At 70.5% G+C, this 19,020-nt stretch carries 18 protein-coding genes; 3 read left to right on the top strand and 15 right to left on the bottom strand.

The window, feature by feature from the left end; all coding sequences use genetic code 11:
* Positions 1-39: 39 nt before the first annotated feature.
* Positions 40-1,026, bottom strand: a complete 987-nt coding sequence (locus O7621_RS21115) for a GNAT family N-acetyltransferase (protein WP_282230852.1) — start codon at positions 1,024-1,026, stop codon at positions 40-42.
* Positions 1,027-1,164: 138 nt separating this feature from the next.
* Between O7621_RS21115 and O7621_RS21120 the strand changes: the two genes are divergently transcribed.
* Positions 1,165-2,427, top strand: a complete 1,263-nt coding sequence (locus O7621_RS21120) for a nucleotide sugar dehydrogenase (RefSeq protein WP_282230853.1) — start codon at positions 1,165-1,167, stop codon at positions 2,425-2,427.
* Between the two features lie 40 nt (positions 2,428-2,467).
* Here the strand turns inward: O7621_RS21120 and O7621_RS21125 are convergent, their stop codons facing one another.
* From O7621_RS21125 to O7621_RS21140, 4 genes are read right to left on the bottom strand one after another with little or no spacing between them, the layout of a single operon-like run.
* Entirely contained in the window at positions 2,468-3,718 is a 1,251-nt protein-coding gene (locus O7621_RS21125) for a glycosyltransferase (RefSeq protein WP_282230854.1), read from the bottom strand.
* An 8-nt stretch (positions 3,719-3,726) separates the two neighbouring features.
* Positions 3,727-4,923: a glycosyltransferase gene (locus O7621_RS21130; protein ID WP_282230855.1), complete on the bottom strand. Its 1,197-nt coding sequence runs from the start codon at positions 4,921-4,923 to the stop codon at positions 3,727-3,729.
* 53 nt (positions 4,924-4,976) lie between these two features.
* Positions 4,977-5,639: a NeuD/PglB/VioB family sugar acetyltransferase gene (locus O7621_RS21135; protein WP_282230856.1), complete on the bottom strand. Its 663-nt coding sequence runs from the start codon at positions 5,637-5,639 to the stop codon at positions 4,977-4,979.
* The gene (locus O7621_RS21140) at positions 5,636-6,790 is read right to left on the bottom strand and encodes an aminotransferase class I/II-fold pyridoxal phosphate-dependent enzyme (RefSeq protein ID WP_282230857.1); all 1,155 of its coding nucleotides are present in this window, start codon (positions 6,788-6,790) and stop codon (positions 5,636-5,638) included. The genes O7621_RS21135 and O7621_RS21140 overlap by 4 nt, the downstream gene beginning before the upstream one ends.
* A gap of 129 nt (positions 6,791-6,919) precedes the next feature.
* Between O7621_RS21140 and O7621_RS21145 the strand changes: the two genes are divergently transcribed.
* A complete protein-coding gene (locus O7621_RS21145; RefSeq protein ID WP_282230858.1) occupies positions 6,920-7,510 on the top strand; it encodes a low molecular weight phosphatase family protein in 591 nt (196 codons plus the stop codon).
* On the opposite strand, the gene O7621_RS21150 is transcribed toward O7621_RS21145, so the two are convergent.
* Positions 7,497-9,002: a polysaccharide biosynthesis tyrosine autokinase gene (locus O7621_RS21150; protein ID WP_282230859.1), complete on the bottom strand. Its 1,506-nt coding sequence runs from the start codon at positions 9,000-9,002 to the stop codon at positions 7,497-7,499. The genes O7621_RS21145 and O7621_RS21150 overlap by 14 nt on opposite strands.
* A 152-nt stretch (positions 9,003-9,154) precedes the next feature.
* Between O7621_RS21150 and O7621_RS21155 the strand changes: the two genes are divergently transcribed.
* Complete coding sequence (locus tag O7621_RS21155; RefSeq protein WP_282230860.1) at positions 9,155-11,110, top strand: polysaccharide biosynthesis protein; 1,956 nt, start codon at positions 9,155-9,157, stop codon at positions 11,108-11,110.
* A 17-nt stretch (positions 11,111-11,127) separates the two neighbouring features.
* On the opposite strand, the gene O7621_RS21160 is transcribed toward O7621_RS21155, so the two are convergent.
* The 9 genes from O7621_RS21160 to O7621_RS21200 all read right to left on the bottom strand — a co-directional run bounded on the left by O7621_RS21160 (position 11,128) and on the right by O7621_RS21200 (position 19,020).
* The gene (locus O7621_RS21160; RefSeq protein ID WP_282230861.1) at positions 11,128-11,421 is read right to left on the bottom strand and encodes a superoxide dismutase; all 294 of its coding nucleotides are present in this window, start codon (positions 11,419-11,421) and stop codon (positions 11,128-11,130) included.
* On the bottom strand, positions 11,418-12,041 hold the full coding sequence (locus O7621_RS21165; RefSeq protein WP_282230862.1) for a superoxide dismutase: 624 nt from the start codon (positions 12,039-12,041) through the stop codon (positions 11,418-11,420). Before O7621_RS21165 ends, O7621_RS21160 begins: the two co-directional genes overlap by 4 nt.
* Positions 12,042-12,133: 92 nt before the next feature.
* The gene (locus O7621_RS21170) at positions 12,134-13,294 is read right to left on the bottom strand and encodes an alanine racemase (protein ID WP_282230863.1); all 1,161 of its coding nucleotides are present in this window, start codon (positions 13,292-13,294) and stop codon (positions 12,134-12,136) included.
* 220 nt (positions 13,295-13,514) lie between these two features.
* Positions 13,515-13,934, bottom strand: a complete 420-nt coding sequence (locus O7621_RS21175; protein ID WP_282230864.1) for a RidA family protein — start codon at positions 13,932-13,934, stop codon at positions 13,515-13,517.
* The gene (locus O7621_RS21180) at positions 13,931-14,737 is read right to left on the bottom strand and encodes a fumarylacetoacetate hydrolase family protein (protein WP_282230865.1); all 807 of its coding nucleotides are present in this window, start codon (positions 14,735-14,737) and stop codon (positions 13,931-13,933) included. Before O7621_RS21180 ends, O7621_RS21175 begins: the two co-directional genes overlap by 4 nt.
* The gene (gene dmpG, locus O7621_RS21185; protein WP_282230866.1) at positions 14,734-15,765 is read right to left on the bottom strand and encodes a 4-hydroxy-2-oxovalerate aldolase; all 1,032 of its coding nucleotides are present in this window, start codon (positions 15,763-15,765) and stop codon (positions 14,734-14,736) included. Before dmpG ends, O7621_RS21180 begins: the two co-directional genes overlap by 4 nt.
* A complete protein-coding gene (locus O7621_RS21190) occupies positions 15,762-16,688 on the bottom strand; it encodes an acetaldehyde dehydrogenase (acetylating) (RefSeq protein WP_282230867.1) in 927 nt (308 codons plus the stop codon). Before O7621_RS21190 ends, dmpG begins: the two co-directional genes overlap by 4 nt.
* Entirely contained in the window at positions 16,688-17,491 is an 804-nt protein-coding gene (locus tag O7621_RS21195; RefSeq protein ID WP_282230868.1) for a fumarylacetoacetate hydrolase family protein, read from the bottom strand. The genes O7621_RS21190 and O7621_RS21195 overlap by 1 nt, the downstream gene beginning before the upstream one ends.
* The gene (locus O7621_RS21200) at positions 17,488-19,020 is read right to left on the bottom strand and encodes a 2-hydroxymuconic semialdehyde dehydrogenase (RefSeq protein ID WP_282230869.1); all 1,533 of its coding nucleotides are present in this window, start codon (positions 19,018-19,020) and stop codon (positions 17,488-17,490) included. The genes O7621_RS21195 and O7621_RS21200 overlap by 4 nt, the downstream gene beginning before the upstream one ends.

Here is a 19,020-nt window from a genome sequence, read left to right on the forward strand (position 1 = left end):
TCGACGGATCCAGCCTGTCGAGTCGGGTACGTCACCCGGTCAGGGCGTCACCGGGACGGTCCGTCGCCAAGCGTCGATGATCTGCACCGGCCGCATGCCCTCGGAGAGGTACAGGCGCAGCGCCGGCCGCCGGGGATCGGTATCGACGTGCAGGAAGGTGCCCCGCCGCTGGTCGGCGGCGTCGGCGGTGAACGCCCGGCGCAGCAGCAGGCGACCCAGGCCACGCCCCTGCCATTCAGGTCGGACCGCGAGCAGCCGTATGTAGCCGCTCTGCTGGTCGGCCACGAAGGCATGCGACCGCAACACCATCGCGGCTGGGACGCCGTACAGGTATGCGACCTCACCCAGCGACCAGTCGTGGTCACTGTGCGACTCGAGGTGTCGGACCCAGTCGGAATAGGCCTTGGCCGCGAAACCGAAGTGGTCGGCGAAGGCGGCCTGGTGCACCGTCCATGCCTGGTGACGGACCTCGGGATCGTCACCGGTGCTGCGAATCCGCACACCGTCGGGTTCCCCGGGGTCGGCCCTCGGGCTCGCCGCTTCGTACGCGACGAACAGTCGGTTGAACACGGTCGCCACCGAGAAGCCGAGCTCGGCCAGCCGTTCGGCCGTGGCGGTGTCCTCCCGGTAGCAGCCGACGTCCAGCACGGCCCGGGAATGGCCCAGTTCGGCAGCGATCGCCACAGCGCGACGTTGGGCCTGGTACCAGAGCCAGTCTCCGACCGCCGACTCGGTGTCGAGATGGTACGCATCGATGTCGATGGTGTCGCTACTCCCCTTGCGGCACGCCCAACCCCAGCCGACCGTCACGCCACCCGGGTCCTGTACCAGCCAACCGTCCCGGGTCGGGTCGAAGTCCGGTTCGGCGAGTTCGTCAGCGACTTCGTCGAGGGTGTAGTCGGGTCGGCCGATGACCGCGGTGTTGCAGGTGGCGATCAACTGGAAGACGGCGGGTGCGTCATCGGGCCCGGCGGGCCGCTGGGTGTATCCAGCAGGAAGTGACGGAATCTCGGTGATCGCTGTCATCGGGCGATTGTCGGGCAGGCCGCCACGCCGGCACGAGCGAATTTCAGCCAACCCAGAGAACCAGATTTGGGGGTATAGGTACAACTTAGGATGGTTGAATGCTTATGTCGGTTATTAGGTTCCAGAAAGTGGGAGGACATGGCGAACACACCGGTGGTGATCGTCGGCCAGGGATATGTCGGCCTGCCCGTGGCGATGCGCGCCGTAGCGGTCGGACACCGGGTCGTCGGGCTGGACACCGACACCGAGCGGATTCGGATGCTGCGCGCGGGCGTCTCGTACGTCGAGGATGTCACCGACGCCGAGCTGCACGCAGCGTTGGGCAGCGGCCGCTACACCGCGACCACCGACTACGCCGCAGCCGCGGGATTTGACACTGCGGTGATCACCGTGCCGACACCGTTGCGTGACGGCGCACCCGACCTGCGGTACATCGAGCAGGCGGCCCGGTCGCTCGCCGAGCAGCTCACTCCCGGCGCGACGGTGATCCTGGAGTCGACGACCTACCCCGGCACCACCGACGAGTTTCTCCGGCCGTTGTTGGAGAAGGGCAGCGGTCTGCAGGCCGGGCTCGACTTCCACCTCGGGTACAGCCCGGAGCGCATCGACCCAGGCAACCGCGAATGGACCTTCGTCAACACTCCGAAGGTGGTCTCCGGGATCACCCCCGAGTCGTTGCGGTCGGTGCAGGCGTTCTACGACGGTCTGGTGGACCGAACCGTGCCGGTCGCCGGCACCCGGGAGGCCGAGACCACCAAACTGCTGGAGAACACCTTCCGACACGTCAACATCGCCCTGGTCAATGAGCTGGCGGTGTACGCGCACATGCTGGGCATCGACATCTGGGAGGCGATCGACGCCGCGAGCACCAAACCGTTCGGCTTCCTACGGTTCACCCCCGGTCCGGGCGTCGGTGGGCACTGCCTGCCGGTAGACCCGTCCTACCTGTCCTGGGAGGTCAAGCGGACCCTCGGCCGCAACTTCCGGTTCGTCGAACTCGCCAACGACGTGAACAACTACATGCCTATGTACGTCGTGGAACGGTTGACCAGCGCGATGAACCGGCGCAGCCGGGCGTTGCGGGGCGCGCGGGTGCTGCTCATCGGGCTGGCTTACAAGCGCAACAGTGGCGACTGTCGCGAGTCCCCGGCTGTCCGCGTCGCCGAACTGCTGCACCTGGCCGGCGCGCAGGTGCACGTGGTCGACCCACAACTGCGCCCGGAGCAGATGCCAGCCTTCGTACGGGCGGTGCCGCTCACCGTCGACCAGGTCGAAGCCGCTGACGCGGTGGTCGTGCTGACCGACCACGACGGGATCGACTACTCCCTGCTCAGCGATGCACCACTGGTGCTGGACACCCGCCGGAGGCTGACCGCCACCGCCGGCACGGAACTGCTGTGACCGGCCCGCCGCCTACCTGGGCGGCGGGGCGCTGACGCGGTCAGCTCGTCGGGGCGTGTTCCCGCGCCCGGGCCGCCGGTGCCACCGGCATCGGGCGACCGGCCATCCGGACCACGCGGTAGAACATCGCCCGCCGGGGCGCCACGAGCTCGGTGCGGTAGCGGCGGGACCGGACCAGACCGGCCGCCGCCACCTCGACCATCCGCTGCGGCTGGGTCAGCAGCCGCCGGACCGCCTCGGCCAGCGTCGCCGGATCACCGGGGCTGACCAGACAGTCCGCCTCGAACAGGTCCGGCGAGCCCACCGCCGCGACGGCGACCACCGGCAGGCCCCGGGCCATCGCCTCGACCACTACCGGGGAGTACGCGCTGGCGGGAGTCGGCGACACGAACACGTCGGCGGCGTCCAGCCAGGACCGGATCTCGGTGGCGGGACGCTCACCGGCGAGGACCACCCGGTCGGTCAGTCCCAGCCGGGCCACGTGGCGTTCGAGCTGCGGCCGGGACCGGCCGTCGCCCAGGTGGACCAGGTTGACCCGGATGCCGTCATTTGCCAGCCGACGCATCGCCGCCAGGACGACGTCGACGCCGTGCCGGGAGCGGTCGAGCGTTCCGGCCGAGATCAGCGTCACCGGACCGCCGGACGTCGCCGATTCGCGTGGCTCGCAGACGAACGCGTCGGCCCGCAGGTCGACGTCCGGGTAGTCGGCGGCGACGGTGTGCGGACCCGGCGGACATCGCAGTTGCAGCGATGTCCCGGTGGTGTAGGCCACGGCGGTAGCGTCCCGACAGTGCTCCAGCAGCTGACGCGCCGCCCGGTGAGCGCGCCAGCGGCGCACCGGGTACGTCGCCACCGGGCCGTCGAACATGTCCTGCGGGTCTGCCACGACCTCGACCGCGTAGCCACGGTGCGAGCGCCGCAGGATCGGTGCGAGCAGGTTGGCAGCTGGTGACGGGCTCCGCAGGATGACGGCGTCGACGTCGTCCAGCCCGTACCGCAACGACCTGCGCAGCGCCACACGACCCGGCAGCAGGCTGCGGGGCCGGCGACCGCACGGCAGCGGCCAGACTTCCACTCCCGCGCCGTCCACCCGGCAGGCGCCGGTCGGCGGTAGCGGTACGTCGGTGACCTCAGCGAGCAGTCGGACCCGGTCGAAGGCCGACAGGTACCGGGCCCAGAAGCCGTGCGCCGGCCCGATCACGGTCCAAACGGCACCGTCCGGTGTGCGTTGGAACCGGGTTTGGGTGCTGACCGCGACGGTGCCCATCGCGGAACCTGGCGAGTTCTCCACTGTGCTCCCTACAAGGCGGTCGTCAGAGTCAGGTGCCGGCGCGGCGCCGGCTGGCGCCCGCCGATCGTCTCGACCAGGTCGGCGACCACTCGGGCGCAGTCACCGCTGTCGAACCGCCGCTGGATGTGCTCCCGTGCCGCCGGTGAACGCCGGGCGAGCCGACCGGACCGGAACTCCGCGTGTGCGCCGCGCAGCGCGGCGGCGAGTGCCTCGACGTCACCGGTCGGGACCACCCAACCGCTGTCCCGGTTGACTGTCTCCGGCAGTCCTCCGGCGTCGGACACGACAGAGGGCACCCCGCAGGCTCCGGCCTCCAGCGCCGCTCCGTGGTTCTCCGACCGCGACGGGCTGACACTGACGTCAGCCGCAGCGTAATACTGCCGTACGTCGATGACGCCGGCGAACCAGTCGACGGTCGGATCGGCCGTCACGTCGAAACGTCGTAGCAGGTCCCGCCGGTGCTCCTCACCCGACGTGTCCCAACCCCCACCGACCAGGATCAGCCGGGATCGGGGACAGTCCCGGGCGAACGACCGCCACGCCGCGAGTAGCACGTCGTGACCCTTGATACCGGTCCCCCGGTGCACCAACGACTTGGGTGCGTACACGTACGCCACCATGACCGCCACGAAGACGTCTGCCGGTAGACCCAGCCGGCGACGTGCGGCGGACCGGGTGGCGGCGTCCGGCGGGCGGAACAGCCGGGTGTCCACCCCGTACGGCACGGCCGCAAGCGTCTTACCACGACGGCCAATCGACCGGTAGAGGTCGGCGGTGTGCGTGCTGCCGGCGATCACGAGGTCGTCCAGCCGGGTCAGGAGGCGCTCCGCAGTGCGGATCGGCGCCGACTCCAGAAAGAGCGGACCGGGCACCATGAAGACCCTGACGACGTCGAGCCCGAGCAGGCTCAACCGGACCGCCAACGCAGCGTGGTAGTGGTGGTAGTGCACCACGTCCGGCCGCAGCCGACGCAGCAGCCGACGCAGCGACCACAGCTGCATGGCTGTGGCCAATGTCGGGCGGAATCGGAACCGGAACGGCGAGTCGATCATCGGCACCCCGGCCCGGTACAACTGTTCGCGCAACCGGCCCGGCCCGGCAGGCAGCACGACCGTCACCTCGTTGCCGCGCCGACGCAGCTCCTCGACCTGGGGCACGATCCACCGGCCGCCCTCGGCTGTCTTGAGTATCACGACCACCCGCATGTCTGACGCCTCCCTCGAAACCGGCGGCACCCGTCGCGACCGCCAACGGACCTTCATCGCGCGGGCACCCCCTTGACCACCGCGCCGGGTAGCACGTCACGCACGACGCACGCGCTGGCGCCGACTGTGGCTGCGGCTCCCACCCGGCGGCCCTGAAGAATCGCCGCAGTCGTCCCCACCAGAACGGCCTCGTCCAACGTGCAGGATCCGGAAACAGCCGCCAGCGGTCCGACCGAGCCGTAGTCCGCGACGGTCGTGTCGTGGCCGACCACGCCGTTCTGGTTGATGTGCACGTGCCGGCCGAGTGTCACGTTGGTGGTCACTCGGGCACCGGCGAACAGCACCGAACCCGCGCCGATCCGGCTGTCCGGACCGACCGTGGCGCTGGGATGGATCAGGGTGGCGGCAACCAGCGGTTCCGCCGCCGGCCGGGCGGCTTCGATCCGCTGGCCTACCGCCCGGCGGTACGCCGGCAGGCCGATCCCGATCACGTATGCCGGCGGGTCGCCCTGCCCGGTCAGCCAGTCCACTGCGCCGAGCAGCACGGCACCGAGCCGGTCGAGGCGATCCTTGTTGGCCGGGCTGGGATCGTCGTCGACGAATCCGATCACCCGCCACGCCGGTGCCGGACCGGCCCGGTTGACGGCCTCGACGACTCCGAACACCTCACGGCCGTGCCCACCGCAGCCGACGATCACCAGGTCCCGGGCGCTCATCGGCCGATCCGGTGTCCGTCGAGGAACGCCTCGATCGCCGCGAGCACCCGGCCGATCTGCTCGTCGGTCAACGAAGAGCCGCTCGGCAGGGCCAGTCCGGTCGCGAAGAGCCGGTCCGCCGCCCCGGTGAGGATCCGCGGCGCGGCGGAGAAGACCGGCTGCCGGTGCATCGGTTTCCAGACCGGCCGGGTCTCGATCCGCCGATCTGCGAGGTAGCGGCCCAGTTCGGCGGCGTCCCAGCCGGCCTCGGCCGGTTCCACGATGATCACCGTGAGCCAGGCGTTGCCGCCGAGGTCCGCCTCGTCACCGAGATCGCCGAGCAGGCGCACCCCCGGAACGCCGGCGAAGGTCTTCGCGTACCGCTGACGGGTCTCCCGGCGGTGGGCGACCATCGAGTCGAGACGGTGCAGTTGTGCCCGGCCCAGCGCGGCGAGCAGATTACTCAGCCGGTAGTTGTAGCCGATGTCGGTGTGTTCGTAGTGGGCCACCGGCTGCCGTGCCTGGCTGGCCAGGTAGCGGCACCGGTGGGCGATCGCCTCGTCGTCGGTGACCACCATCCCACCCCCCGAGGTCGTCATGATCTTGTTTCCGTTGAAGGAGAAGACCCCGGCCTGGCCGAAGCCGCCGGCGGGACGACCGCGCAGGCCGGCGCCGAGCGCCTCTGCTGCGTCCTCCACGACCGGCAGGTCGTGCGCCGCGCACAACGGGATGATCTCGTCGTAGTCGGCGCAGCGGCCGAACATGTCGACCGGTACCACCGCGCATACCGGCGGCCGATGGGGCTCCCGCCGGGTCAGCGCTTGGGCCAGCAGATCGACGTCGACGTTGCCGGTCCGTGGGTCGCAGTCGATGAAGACCGGCTGGGCACCGGTGTAGACGATGGCGTTCGCGGTGGCGACGAAGGTCAGGGTGGGTACCGCCACCGACTGGCCCGGCCCCACTCCGAGTGCCAGCAGGGCCAGGTGCAGGCCGGCGGTCGCCGAGTTGACCGCGACCGCGTGTGCAACGCCGACCCGTCGGGCCATCTCCTGTTCGAAGGCGTCGACCTCCGGGCCGGACGGGGCCACCCAGCCGGAGCGCAGCGTCCGGACCAGGAACTCCTCTTCGAGCACGCCGACGTCCGGCGGGGACAGGTAGATCTGCCCGGTCATCGCGCGGCTCCGGAGAAATGTCCTGGTCGCGGGCTAGGCTGACCTGGTCGTGGCCGGGCCGGTGGCTGCGACCGACTGGCCGGCGCGGTCCGGCAGCCGCTCGTGGAGACATCGGATTGGCTGGCGTTGATGACCACTGATCGGTTCACCATCCTGTTCGTGTGCCGGGCGAACATCTGCCGCTCGCCGCTCGCTGAACGGCTGACCCGGTACGCCGTGCAGACCCGACTGGGCGCGGACCGGGCCGGCGTCGCCGCGTACAGCGCCGGCATCGAAGCGCTGACCGGCCGGCCGATGCATCCGTATACCGAGCAGGTCCTGCGAGAACGCCAGGCGGATCCGGACGGGTTCGCCAGCCGGCAGGTGGATGCTGCCATGCTGACCCGCGCGGATCTGGTGCTGACCGCCAGCCGCCGGCACCGGGCGTACTGCGTCGCGCTGGCCCCGGCCGCGCTGGCCCGCACCTTCACCGTCCGCCAGTTCGGACGGCTGGCCCAGGCCGCACTCCCGCCAACGGTTACCTCGTCACCCGACGCCGCCGACCGGGCTAGGTCGCTGGTGGCCGCTGCGGCGGCCGCCCGCAGCCGGGTACAGCCGGTCTCCGCCGAGCAGGACGACCTCGCCGACCCGGTACTGCGGCCGGTCGGGGACTTTCGGATGTGCGCCAGCCAGATCGACCAGACCATCGACATCCTGCTGGACGTCATCACGAAGTCTTGACCGGTACGCCAACGTCCGCCGTCGCTTGGTCCTCGGCGGCCGTCGTGGTGTCGGAGACCGCGACCGCCTGACGCTGCCGGGCCGGACCGGCCGGGTTCGCGGACCGACGCCGGCGGCCGTGCTCGTGATAGTAGTAGTTGTAGGCACCACTGCGGTGTGGCGTCATGTTCAAGACGCAGCCGAGCAGCCGAGCGTCCACCGCGCGTAGCGCGGCGACCGCCGCCCGCAGGTGCGTCTCGGTGGTCTTGGCGCACCGTCCCACCACGATCACGCCGTCCACCTGGGCGGCGATCGGTGCCGCGTCGGTGACCGGCACCAACGGCGCGGTGTCCACGATGACCACGTCGAACCGGCCGCGCAGCGTGGCGAGCAGGTCCGCCATCTGCTGTGAGCCGAGCAGTTCGCTCGGATTCGGCGGGATGAAGCCACTGGGCAGCAGCGTCATGCCGCTGTCCCCCCATGGTTGCAGTACGTCGTCGAGTTCGGCCTGCCCGGCGAGCACGTTCGTCAGCCCGACCGCGCCCTCCATGTCCAGGTAGGAGGCCGCCTGCGGGCGGCGTAGGTCCGCCTCCACCAGCAACACGGAGTTGCCCGCCTCGGCGAAGGTCAATGCCAGGTTCGCCGCAGTGGTGGTCTTGCCCTCCTCGGGCATCGCACTGGTCACCACCAGGCTGCGCACCGGCTTGTCGACGTCGGCGAACTGCAGGTTGGTCCGCAGTTGGCGGAACGCCTCGGCCCGCGCCGAGTGCGCCTGCCGGCCGATGATCAGCGGGTCGCGCCGGGCCGCGTTGTCCAACGGGATCGTGCCGAGCACCCCGGTCGCAGTGACGTCGCGCATCTGATCGACCGTGCGCACGGTGTTGTCGAGCATCCCGCGCAGCAGTGCCAGACCGACCCCGCTGAGCAGCCCGAGGAAAAGGCCCAGGCTGATGTTGCGCACCGGTTGCGGCGAGACCGGCACCGGGTTGAGCAGCGGGCCGGCGATCACCTCGACCTTGATCGCCGGCCGGTCGGCACCCGGGGAGGTCTCCAATTGCTGGACCAGGCGGACGAACTCAGCGACGATCGCCTCGGCGACCTGCTCCGAACGGTTCGGTGAGCTGTCGGTCACCGTCGCCTGCAGCAGGACCGTATCCGGCACCGGGCGAGCGCTGACCCGCGACTGCACCTCCCCGGCGGTCAGGCCGAGACTGTGCCGGTCGACCACGGTCTCGGCGAGCCGGCTGCTGGTGAGCAGGCCGCTGTAGGACTTGACCCGCTGCTGGGAGAAGAGTCCGCCCTGGTATGCGTCGGTCACCCCCTGGCTGCTGGAGGTGGAGACGAAGAAGGTGACCGAGGTGGCGTACTGCGGGGTGGTCCGGACATTGATCAGCACGGCGGCGCCGACCGCGACGGTCACGGCGGCGAGTACCCAGAACCATCGCTTCCGCACCGCGTCGAAGTAGTCACGCAGTTCCATCGGTACGGCCTCCCAAAGATACTGCTCCGTCATGGTCAGCACCATCTTGTACCAATCTGCACTGCCAAAAGGGGTTTTCTGGTCAAATAGTGGCATTGCCGCGCTCCCCATCCGGAGTGAACGAGACCGCAGGCACCGCTGGCTGTACCCGGCGGAGGCCCGTACGCCGACTGAACGGGGCTGGAATGCAGACATCGACCCGAGCCGCTGACGCCACCACCCGCCGCAACCGGGAACGCGCCGTCGCACCGATGTGGCTGGTGGACCTCGGCGCCTGGTGCGCCGGCCTGGTCGTCGCCGTCTGGACCCGCTACGAGTTCGCCCTCGCCGGAACACACCTCAACGGTCTGCTCCTGGTCACACTGGCCGCGATCGTGCTGCACACGGTGGCCGGTCACCTCAACTACCTTTACCGGGACCGGTACCGGCTGGGCAGCTTCGACGAGGTGCGGGTGGTAACCCGCTGCGTGCTGGCCACCATGGTCCTGCTGCTACTGCTCGACCTCGCCGCACCACAACGGCCGGTGCCGGCCAGCGCACCGCTGGTCGGTGGCTGCCTGGCCCTCGTCCAGATGCTCGGCGTCCGGTACCTGCGCCGGCTGCACCGGCAACGGCGCCGTCGACCCGCCGGCCAAGACATCCAGCGGGTGCTGCTGTTCGGTGCCGGCGCCGCCGGCCAGTCGCTGCTCCGGGCGATGCTGGACGAGCCGAGCGGGCGGTACCTGCCGGTGGGGCTGCTCGACGACGACCCGGCGAAGCGGCAGCTACGGCTCAGCGGGGTACCCGTACTGGGCAGCCGACAAGACATCCCGGCCGTCGCCGCCCGTACCGGTGCCACCACCGTCGTCGCCGCGGTAGCCAACGCCGACGCCGCGCTGATCCGGGAAGTACGCCACCTCGCGAACCAGGCCGGTGCCCGGTTCAAAGTGGTCCCGTCGGTCGGCGAACTGCTGGAGAACGAGCCGGCCGTCACCGACCTGCGCGACCCCGACTTCAGTGACCTGCTCGGTCGGCACCAGATCGACACCGACCTCGACTCGATCGCCGGCTATCTGACCGGCAAACGGGTGCTGGTCACCGGGGCAGGCGGCTCGATCGGCTCCGAGCTGTGCCGACAGATCCAGCGGTTCCAGCCCGGTGAGCTGATGATGCTCGACCGCGACGAGTCCGCGCTGCACGCCGTTCAACTGTCGTTGCGCGGCCGGGCCCTGCTGGACAGCCCGGACCTGATCCTCGCCGATCTGCGTGACAGCGACACGATCCGGCAGATCATGCGCACCCGTCGCCCCGAGGTGGTCTTCCACGCCGCCGCGCTCAAACATCTCACGCTGCTGGAACGTCACCCGGGTGAGGCTGTGAAGACCAACGTGTGGGGCACCCAGACCCTGTTGGAAGCCGCATCCGGTGTGGAGCGTTTCGTGAACATCTCCACCGACAAGGCCGCCGACCCGACCAGTGTGCTCGGCTTCTCCAAGCGGATCACCGAGCGGCTCACCGCCTTCGCGGCCGCCGTCAACCAGGGCACGTTCCTCAGTGTCCGGTTCGGCAACGTGCTCGGCAGTCGCGGCTCGGTGCTGCACGCGTTCCTCGCCCAGGCGGCGGCCGGCAAGCCGATCACCGTCACCGACCCGGACGTGACCCGGTACTTCATGACCATCCAGGAAGCTGTGCAACTGGTCATCCAGGCAGCCGCGATCGGCCGCGACGGCGAGTCACTGGTGCTCGACATGGGTGATCCGGTACGGATCGCCGACGTCGCCCGCAGCATCGCCGAGCAGTACGACAATCCGGTCAGGATCATCTACACCGGGCTGCGCCCCGGTGAGAAGCTGCACGAGGACCTGCTCGGTGCCGGCGAGCCGGACAACCGGCCGCTGCACCCGCTGATCTCCCAGGTCCCGGTGCCGGCGCTGGACCCGGTGCACGTGCACCTGCTCGACCCGTACGGCCGGCCGGACGATCTGGTCGACGAGTTGGCCGCGCTCTGCGAGCCGCACCGGCCGCTGGTCGGCGCACGTCGGCAGCGTGGCGCTGCCCCGGCCGACTTGCTCGCCGCAGACAGCGACGTCAGCCTCGCCTCGCCGGACGAACCGCCCGGCACCCCGATCGTCAGCAACAACGGGTCCACCGGGGCGGTCTGACCTGACCTGGTGGCCGGTCAGACCGCCGCTGGTGGCTCGGACGGTGGGTCGGCCACTGTGGCTGCCAGGTGCAGGGAAAGTTCCTGCACCAGGTCGTCCATGCTCTGCCCGGTCTGCACCCGGACCAGCGCCAACGCCAACTCGGCCAGCAGGCAGAAGCCGCCGGTCCGGGTCGCCTCGTCGGGGAACTCCGCCAGCAGCGCCGCCGCGCCGTCGTGATCGCCGCGCTGACGGGCGGCGATGAACCCGGCGGCGCGCTGCGCGGCCACGAACGCCGACTCGGCGAAGGCCCGACTGTCGCCGCCGCTCATGGCAGGACGATCGGGCTGCCTGCCGTGCTGGCGACGGCGAACCGGGCCGCGACGTCGCTCCAGTCCACCAGATCCCACAGGCGGTCGACGTAGTCCGGGCGGACATTGCGGTACTGCAGGTAGTAGGCGTGTTCCCAGGCGTCGAAGACGAGGATCGGAGTAGTGGCCTGGCCGACGTTGCCATGGTGGTCGTAGACCTGCTCGACGATCAGCCGACGGCTCATCGGTTCCCAGGCGAGCACCCCCCACCCCGAGCCCTGCACCCCCTTGGTGGCTGTGGAGAGCTGCCCGGCGAACGCCTCGAACGAGCCGAAGTGCTCGTCGATCGCGGCGGACAACTCGCCGTCCGGACGGTCACCGCCGTCGGGCGACAGGTTCTTCCAGAAGATCGAGTGCAGTACGTGGCCGGAGAGGTTGAACGCGAAGGTTTTCTCCAAACCGACCAACGTCGAGAAGTCACCCTTGTCGCGCGCCTCGGCAAGCTGGTCGAGAGCGTCGTTGCTGCCTTTGACGTACGCGGCGTGGTGCTTGCCGTGGTGCAGCTCGAGGATCTCCCCCGACATGGCGGGTTCGAGGGCACCGTAGTCGTACGGCATGTCGGGCAAGGTGTAGACAGCCATCGTCCACCCTCCGGTCGCGGGCTCAGCGGTCCCGACCAGTATGCGCTATTGCCAATAGTTTGCAACTACAGTTTGACTGCTACTGCCCCTGGTTACCTTGACGCGCCCGGCCCGATCGTCGGCCAAACCGCCTCCACCTCGCCGCCGCGTACCGCCGTCACCTCGCCAAGACCGGCGAACACCATGCAGACGTGGTTCGGCACCACCTGCACCCGCTGCCCGACCGTGAGCGGACTCGGCTGCCCCGGCCCAGCCCACCGCAGCCAACCGTGCTCCTCGGAAAGCCGGTCGATTCGCCACCCGGGCAACCCCACCAGCAGCCCGTGGCCGCCGTAGGCATCGAGATGCGCCGACGCCGGCAGGCCGTCCTGGCCGAACGTCTTCGACCCGGCGTCGATGCAGGCACGGTGCGGCTCCGGATGGCTGACCACGGTGGCGAGGACCCGCACCGCGCAGGTCGCCACGGTGGCATTACCCAGCGCGATCTGCCCCAGGTCGTTGAATGCGTAGACGCCGGGCCGGATCTCGGTCACCCCGGGCTCGGCCACCACGGTCCGGGCGGAAGCGGAAGCACCGAGCGACACCGTCGACAGGGTCAGCCCGGCCGACCGAATCGCGGCCGCGGTATCCACCATGACACCGGCCGCCTCCTGTGACCGCCGGGTCAGATCCGCACGGTCAGTCGCCGCGTACACCGATCCCTCGTACGTCATCACCCCGGTCAACCGGACGCCGGGCAGCTCGGCGACGTCCCAGGCGATCCGCGCGGCATCCGCCGGCGCCACCCCACACCGACCCAGACCACTGTCGACAATCAGCAGTACATCCAACAGCCGTCCGGCAGCGGCGAACGCCTCCCCCAGCATCCGGGCACCGGCGACGCTGTCTGCGCCGATGGTCAGATCACAGCGCTGCGCCAACCGTACGGCACGTTCCGCCTTGTCCCGGCCGACCAGCGGATAGGCCACTGTCATGCGGGTCACCCCGGCCGCGGCGAACGCCTCGGCCTCACCGAGCTTCGCCACACAGATGCCGTCCGCCCCACGATCCAGCTGCATCGATGCGAGCCGGGGCACCCGGTGGGTCTTGGCGTGCGGCCGTAACCCCACCTGATGCAGTTGGCACAGCCCGGCCATCTCGTCGAGGTTGCGCTCCAGAACGTCGAGGTCGAGCAACAGATTGGGAGTCTCCAGGCCGGTCGGTACGGCGAACAGGTCCGGCTTGGCGGTCTGCGGGCGGGTGTCGGTAGTCACGGCGTCTCCGGCAGTCGTCGTCGCGGTACGGGCGTCTCCGTCGCCCATCCTGCCGTACCGCGATGGTCATGCGACGACCCCGCAACGTGGTGTCACGCTCACCCGCACGTACCGGCCACCGGCCAGAATCGAGCCGGGCCACAGCATCGTGGGGGTCCGAGATCGGCACCCTGACAGACCCGGAACGTGCCAGCGGCGGCGAATCTCCACAAGTCGGACATCACTCGGTTCCATCCGGTGCCACGGCGATGGCCTGGATCTCGATGAGCAGGTGCGGGTGGGGCAGTTGGTGGACGGCGACGGTGGTGCGGGTGGGTCCGGTGTGGTCGAAGTGTTCGGCCCAGACCTGGTTGTAGCCGCCGAAGTCGTTCATGTTGACCAGGTAGGTGGTGACGGAGACCAGGTCGGTGAGGCTGGCGCCGGCGGCGGCGAGCAGGTCGGCGATGTTGGCGATCACCGCGCGGGTCTGTTCCCGGATGTCGAGTTGGGTGGTGCCGTATTCGTCGACGGTGGCGCCGGCGATGGTGTTGTCGGGGCGGCGGCTGGAGGTGCCGGAGACGAAGATGAACCCGCCGGCGACCTTGACGTGCGGGAACTTGCCGCGTGGGGTGGCTTTGCCGGTGACCAGGTGCGCGGTCACCGCGTACCGCCGGTGGTGGTGAGGGGCGTACCGCCGGTGGTGGTGAAGGCGGCGGTGCCGAGCCCTTGGACGGTGGCCCGCACGTGCGCGCCGGGTGGGAGGGGGGCGGCGGCGGTGGCCGCGCCGGCCAGGAAGATCCACCCGGCTTGGAGGGTGGGGCCGTGCCGGTCGGCGAGGGCGGTGCCGGCGGTCAGGGCGCGGCGGGGGTCGCCGAGGATCGCGGCGGTGGATCCGGTCTGCACGGTGTGTCCGTCGATGTCGAGGAGTACTCCGAGGTTGTCGACTTCGTCGGGGACCGGCTGCCAGGGGCCGACGACGTACAGGGCGGCGGAGGTGTTGTCGGCGATCACGTCGGGCAGCGAGAAGGTGAAGTCGCGGTAGCGGGAGTCGATGACCTCCAGGGCGGGGGCGACGGCGCGGACCGCGTCGGTGAACGGCGTCCCGGGTGTCGGCGGCCGGTCGAGGAGGAAGGCGATCTCCGGTTCGACGCGTGGGTGGATCAGCCTGGAGATGTCCACGGCGGCGCCGTCGGGCACCTGCGTGGTGTCGGTGAGCTGGCCGAGGATCGGCTCATCGACGCCGACCTGCGCCATCTTGGCCTGGCTGGTCAGCCCCATCTTGGCGCCGACGAGGCGTTCGCCCCGGCCGGTGCGGCGGGCGAGAAGGGCCTGCTGCACCGCGTAGGCGGCGGCGACGTCGACCCGGTGGGTGTCGGCGAGCTGCGGAATCGGGGTGCCGGTGACGGCCGCCTCGTCGAGCCGGGCGGCCAACCCGGCGAGGTCGACGTCTGCGCTGGTGGTCACTGCGCACCTCCGTGGGCGGTGTTGGTGGCGGCGGCGAGGTCGAGGGCGACGTCGGTGATCATGTCCTCCTGGCCGCCGACCATCCTGCGGCGGCCGAGTTCGACCAGGATGGACCGCACGTCCAGGTTGTAGCGGTCGGCGGCGCGTTCGGCGTGGCGCAGGAAGCTGGAGTAGACGCCGGCGTAGCCGAGCGACAGGGTTTCCCGGTCGACCCGCACCGGCCGGTCCTGCAGCGGCCGGACCAGGTCCTCGGCGGCGTCCATCAGCGCGAAGGTGTCGCAGCCGTGTTTCCAGCCGTGCAGGTCGGCGACGGCGGTGAACACTTCGAGCGGGGCGTTGCCGGCCCCGGCGCCCATCCCGGCGAGGGAGGCGTCGACCCGGGTGGTGCCGTGCTGCACGGCGACGACGCTGTTGGCCACGCCGAGGGACAGGTTGTGGTGGGCGTGGATGCCGATCTGGGTGGCCGGGTCGAGGACCTGCCGGTAGGCGTCGACCCGGGCGGCGACATCCGTCATCAGCAGCCGGCCACCGGAGTCGGTGACGTAGACGCAGTGCGCCCCGTACGACTCCATCAGCTTGGCCTGGGCCGCGAGTCCTTCCGGGGTGTTCATGTGCGCCATCATCAGGAACCCGGCGACGTCCATACCCTGGTCGCGGGCCCAGCCGATGTGCTGGGCGGCGACGTCGGCCTCGGTGCAGTGGGTGGCGATCCGGACGCTGGTCACGCCGAGGTCGCGGGCCGCTTTCAGGTCGTCGATGGTGCCGATCCCGGGCAGCAGCAGCGTCGTCAACGTCGCCCGGCTGATCGACTCGGCGGCAGCACGGATCCAGTCGGCGTCCGACGCCGCCCCGTGGCCGTAGGTGACGCTCGATCCGGCCAGCCCGTCGCCGTGGGCGACCTCGATCGCGTCGACGCCGGCCGCGTCCAACGCGGCGGCGACCTGCCGCACCTGGTCGACGGTGTACCGGTGCCTGATGGCGTGCATGCCGTCACGCAACGTCACATCCTGGACGTACAGGCGGGTCATGACCGTGCCCCCTCTCGGACAGCGACCAGGCGTTCCGCGGTGCGCAGCGCGGCCGAGGTCATGATGTCGAGGTTGCCGGCATAGGCGGGCAGGTAGTGCCCGGCACCGGACACCTCCAGGAACACCGACACCTGGATACCGACGAAGTGGCCGCCCAACGCGGGCACGTACGCGTCGACCGGATCGAACTGCACGGCCTGTTTGAGCCGGTAGCCGGGCACGTACCCGGCGACCGACCCGACCATGGCCGCCACCGAGTCGGCAACCCGGTCGGTGTCGACGCCGGCCGGGATCAGGCAGTAGACGGTGTCGCGCATCAGCAGCGGCGGGTCCGCCGGGTTCAACACGATGACCGCCTTACCTGTGCCGGCGCCGCCGACGACCTCCAGGGCGCGGGCGGTGGTCCGGGTGAACTCGTCGATGTTGGCCCGCGTCCCGGGGCCGGCCGAACGGGACGCGATCGAGGCGACGATCTCCGCGTACGCGACCGGGGCCACCCGCGTGACGGCGGCGACGACCGGCACCGTCGCCTGCCCACCGCAGGTGACCATGTTGACGTTGCGCTCGGCCAGATGCGTGTCCAGGTTGACCGGGGGCACCACGTACGGGCCGACCGCGGCCGGGGTCAGGTCGACCACCGTCCGCCCGTAAGCTTGCAGGGTCTCGTCGTTGCGCCGGTGCGCGCCGGCCGACGTGGCGTCGAACACCAACCCGACGTCGGCGAACTCGGGCATCGCCACCAGGCCGTCGACCCCATCACTCGTGGTCGCCACGCCGAGGCGGCGGGCGCGGGCCAGCCCGTCGGATTCCGGGTCGATGCCGACCATCGCCACCATGTCCAGCGACCCGGACAGCCGCAGCACCTTGATCATCAGGTCGGTGCCGATGTTGCCCGACCCGATCACCGCCACCCCGACACCCACTACGACCCCTCCCCTGACTTGGCGCTGAATCTGGTCCGCACACTGCCGAGCCCGGCGATCCGCGCCTCGTACGCCGCCCCCGGGGTGACCGGCACCATCGGGCCGAGCGCACCCGAGAGCACTATCTCGCCGGCCCGCAACGGATCCCCCGCCGCCGCGAGCGTCGACGCCAGCCAGGCGACGGCGTGCACCGGATTGCCGAGACAGGCGGCCCCGGCACCGACCGACACCGGTTCACCGGCCGATTCCAGGACCATGCCGCACCCGCGCAGGTCCACCGAGGCGGCCGGCACCGGCCGGTCACCGAGGACGAACAACCCCGACGAGGCGTTGTCCGCCACCGTGTCCACGATCGAGATGTCCCAGCCGGTGATCCGGGAGTCGACGATCTCGACCGCCGGCAGCAGGAAGTCGGTGGCCCGCAGCACATCCACCACCGTCGCCGGCCCGTCCGGCAGATCGGCGCCGAGCACGAACGCCACCTCCGCCTCCACCCTGGGCTGGATCAGCCCGCCCAGGTCGACCTCGTCACCATCGGGCACCGCCATGTCGGCGAAGAGCACCCCGAAATCGGGCTGGTAGACGCCGAACGCGGCCTGCACCGCCGGCGACGTCAACCCGATCTTCGCGCCGACCCGACGCCGCCCGGCCCTTGTCCAACCGGCCACCAACTCCCGCTGCACCGCGTACGCGGCGGCGACGTCACCGACCGGCAACAGCCGGTCCCGCAGCGGCGCACACGGCACCCCCGTCTCGTACGCCCCGGCCAACGCCGCGACAGCCGCCCCAATGTCCACAGTCATGAAAAGTCCACACAGACGTTCGTCAACTCGGAGTAGAAGTCCAGCGAGTGCACGCCGCCCTCCCGGCCCACCCCCGAAGCCTTCACCCCGCCGAACGGGGTCCGCAGGTCCCGCAGGAACCACGTGTTCACCCAGACGATGCCGGCGTCCAGTCGGGCGCCGGCCCGGTGCGCCCGCCCCACGTCACGGGTCCACACCGTCGCCGCCAACCCGTAGTCAGAATCATTCGCCAACGCGAACGCCTCCTCCTCCGAATCGAACGGCGCGACATGGCAGACCGGGCCGAACACCTCCTCCCGCACCAGCCGCGCCGACGAGTCGAGCCCGGTCAACACCGTCGGCTGCACGTACGCGCCGCCATCGCGGACGTCACCGAAGGTCGGCACGCCGCCACCAGCGCGCACCTCGGCGCCCTCGACACGGGCCAGGTCGTAGTAGCCGAGCACCTTCTCCCGGTGGCCGTGCGAGATCAGCGGCATCGTCGCAATCGACTCGTCGGCGGGCCAACCCCACCGGGCGTCGCGGGCGGCAGCCGACAGCCGGTCCACGAACTCGTCGAACACCGGCCGCTGCACATACAACCGCTCCGTACACAGACACACCTGACCGCCGTTGGTGAACGACGACCGCACCGAACCGGCGACGGCGGCGTCCAGATCCGCGTCGGCGAACACCAGACCCGCGTTCTTACCACCCAGCTCGAACGACACCGCCTTCACCCCGTCGGCCGCCGCCCGCATGATCGCCGACCCCGTCGCCGACTCACCCGTGAACGTGATCGCGTCCACCCCCGGATGCCGGGTCAGCCACTCCCCCGCCGCGCCCGGCCCGAACCCGTGCACCACATTGAACACCCCGTCCGGCACACCCGCCGCCGCCATCACCTCCGCCAGCAGCGTCGCCGACGCCGGAGTCTCCTCCGACGGCTTCACCACCACCGCGTTACCGCACGCCAACGCCGGAGCCACCTTCCACGTCAGCAGCAGCAACGGCAGATTCCACGGCACGATCACCGCGACGACGCCGACAGGCTTACGGACCGCGTAGTTCAACGCCCGACCACCCGACGGCGTCACCGTCGTGAACGACTCCGTCGACGCCGTCGCCGCGATCTCCGCGAACGCCCGAAAGTTCGCCGCCCCACGCGGAACATCCAACGTCCGGGCCTGACCCACCGGCTTACCGGTGTCCGCCACCTCAGCAGCCACCAGATCATCGAACCGGCGGTCCAACTCATCGGCCACCGCCCGCAACACCACCGCCCGGTCCCGCTCACCCATACCACCCCACGGACCACGCAACGCCGACCGGGCCGCCGCCACCGCCGCGTCCACCATCGACGAATCAGCCTCCGCCACCTCGAACACCGTCTCCCCGGACACCGGCGACACCTTCGCAAACCACTTCCCCGCATCGACGAACCGACCGTGGACGAAACTGCGCAGCAGGCCGGGACCGTCGGCGGCCGGCCGGCCGACGTACAGGTCGGGGTGCCACAGGGCGGGCGACGTCGGTGCGATGGCTGCCAT

The organism is Solwaraspora sp. WMMD937 (genome assembly GCF_029581175.1).
GTDB lineage: Bacteria > Actinomycetota > Actinomycetes > Mycobacteriales > Micromonosporaceae > Micromonospora_E.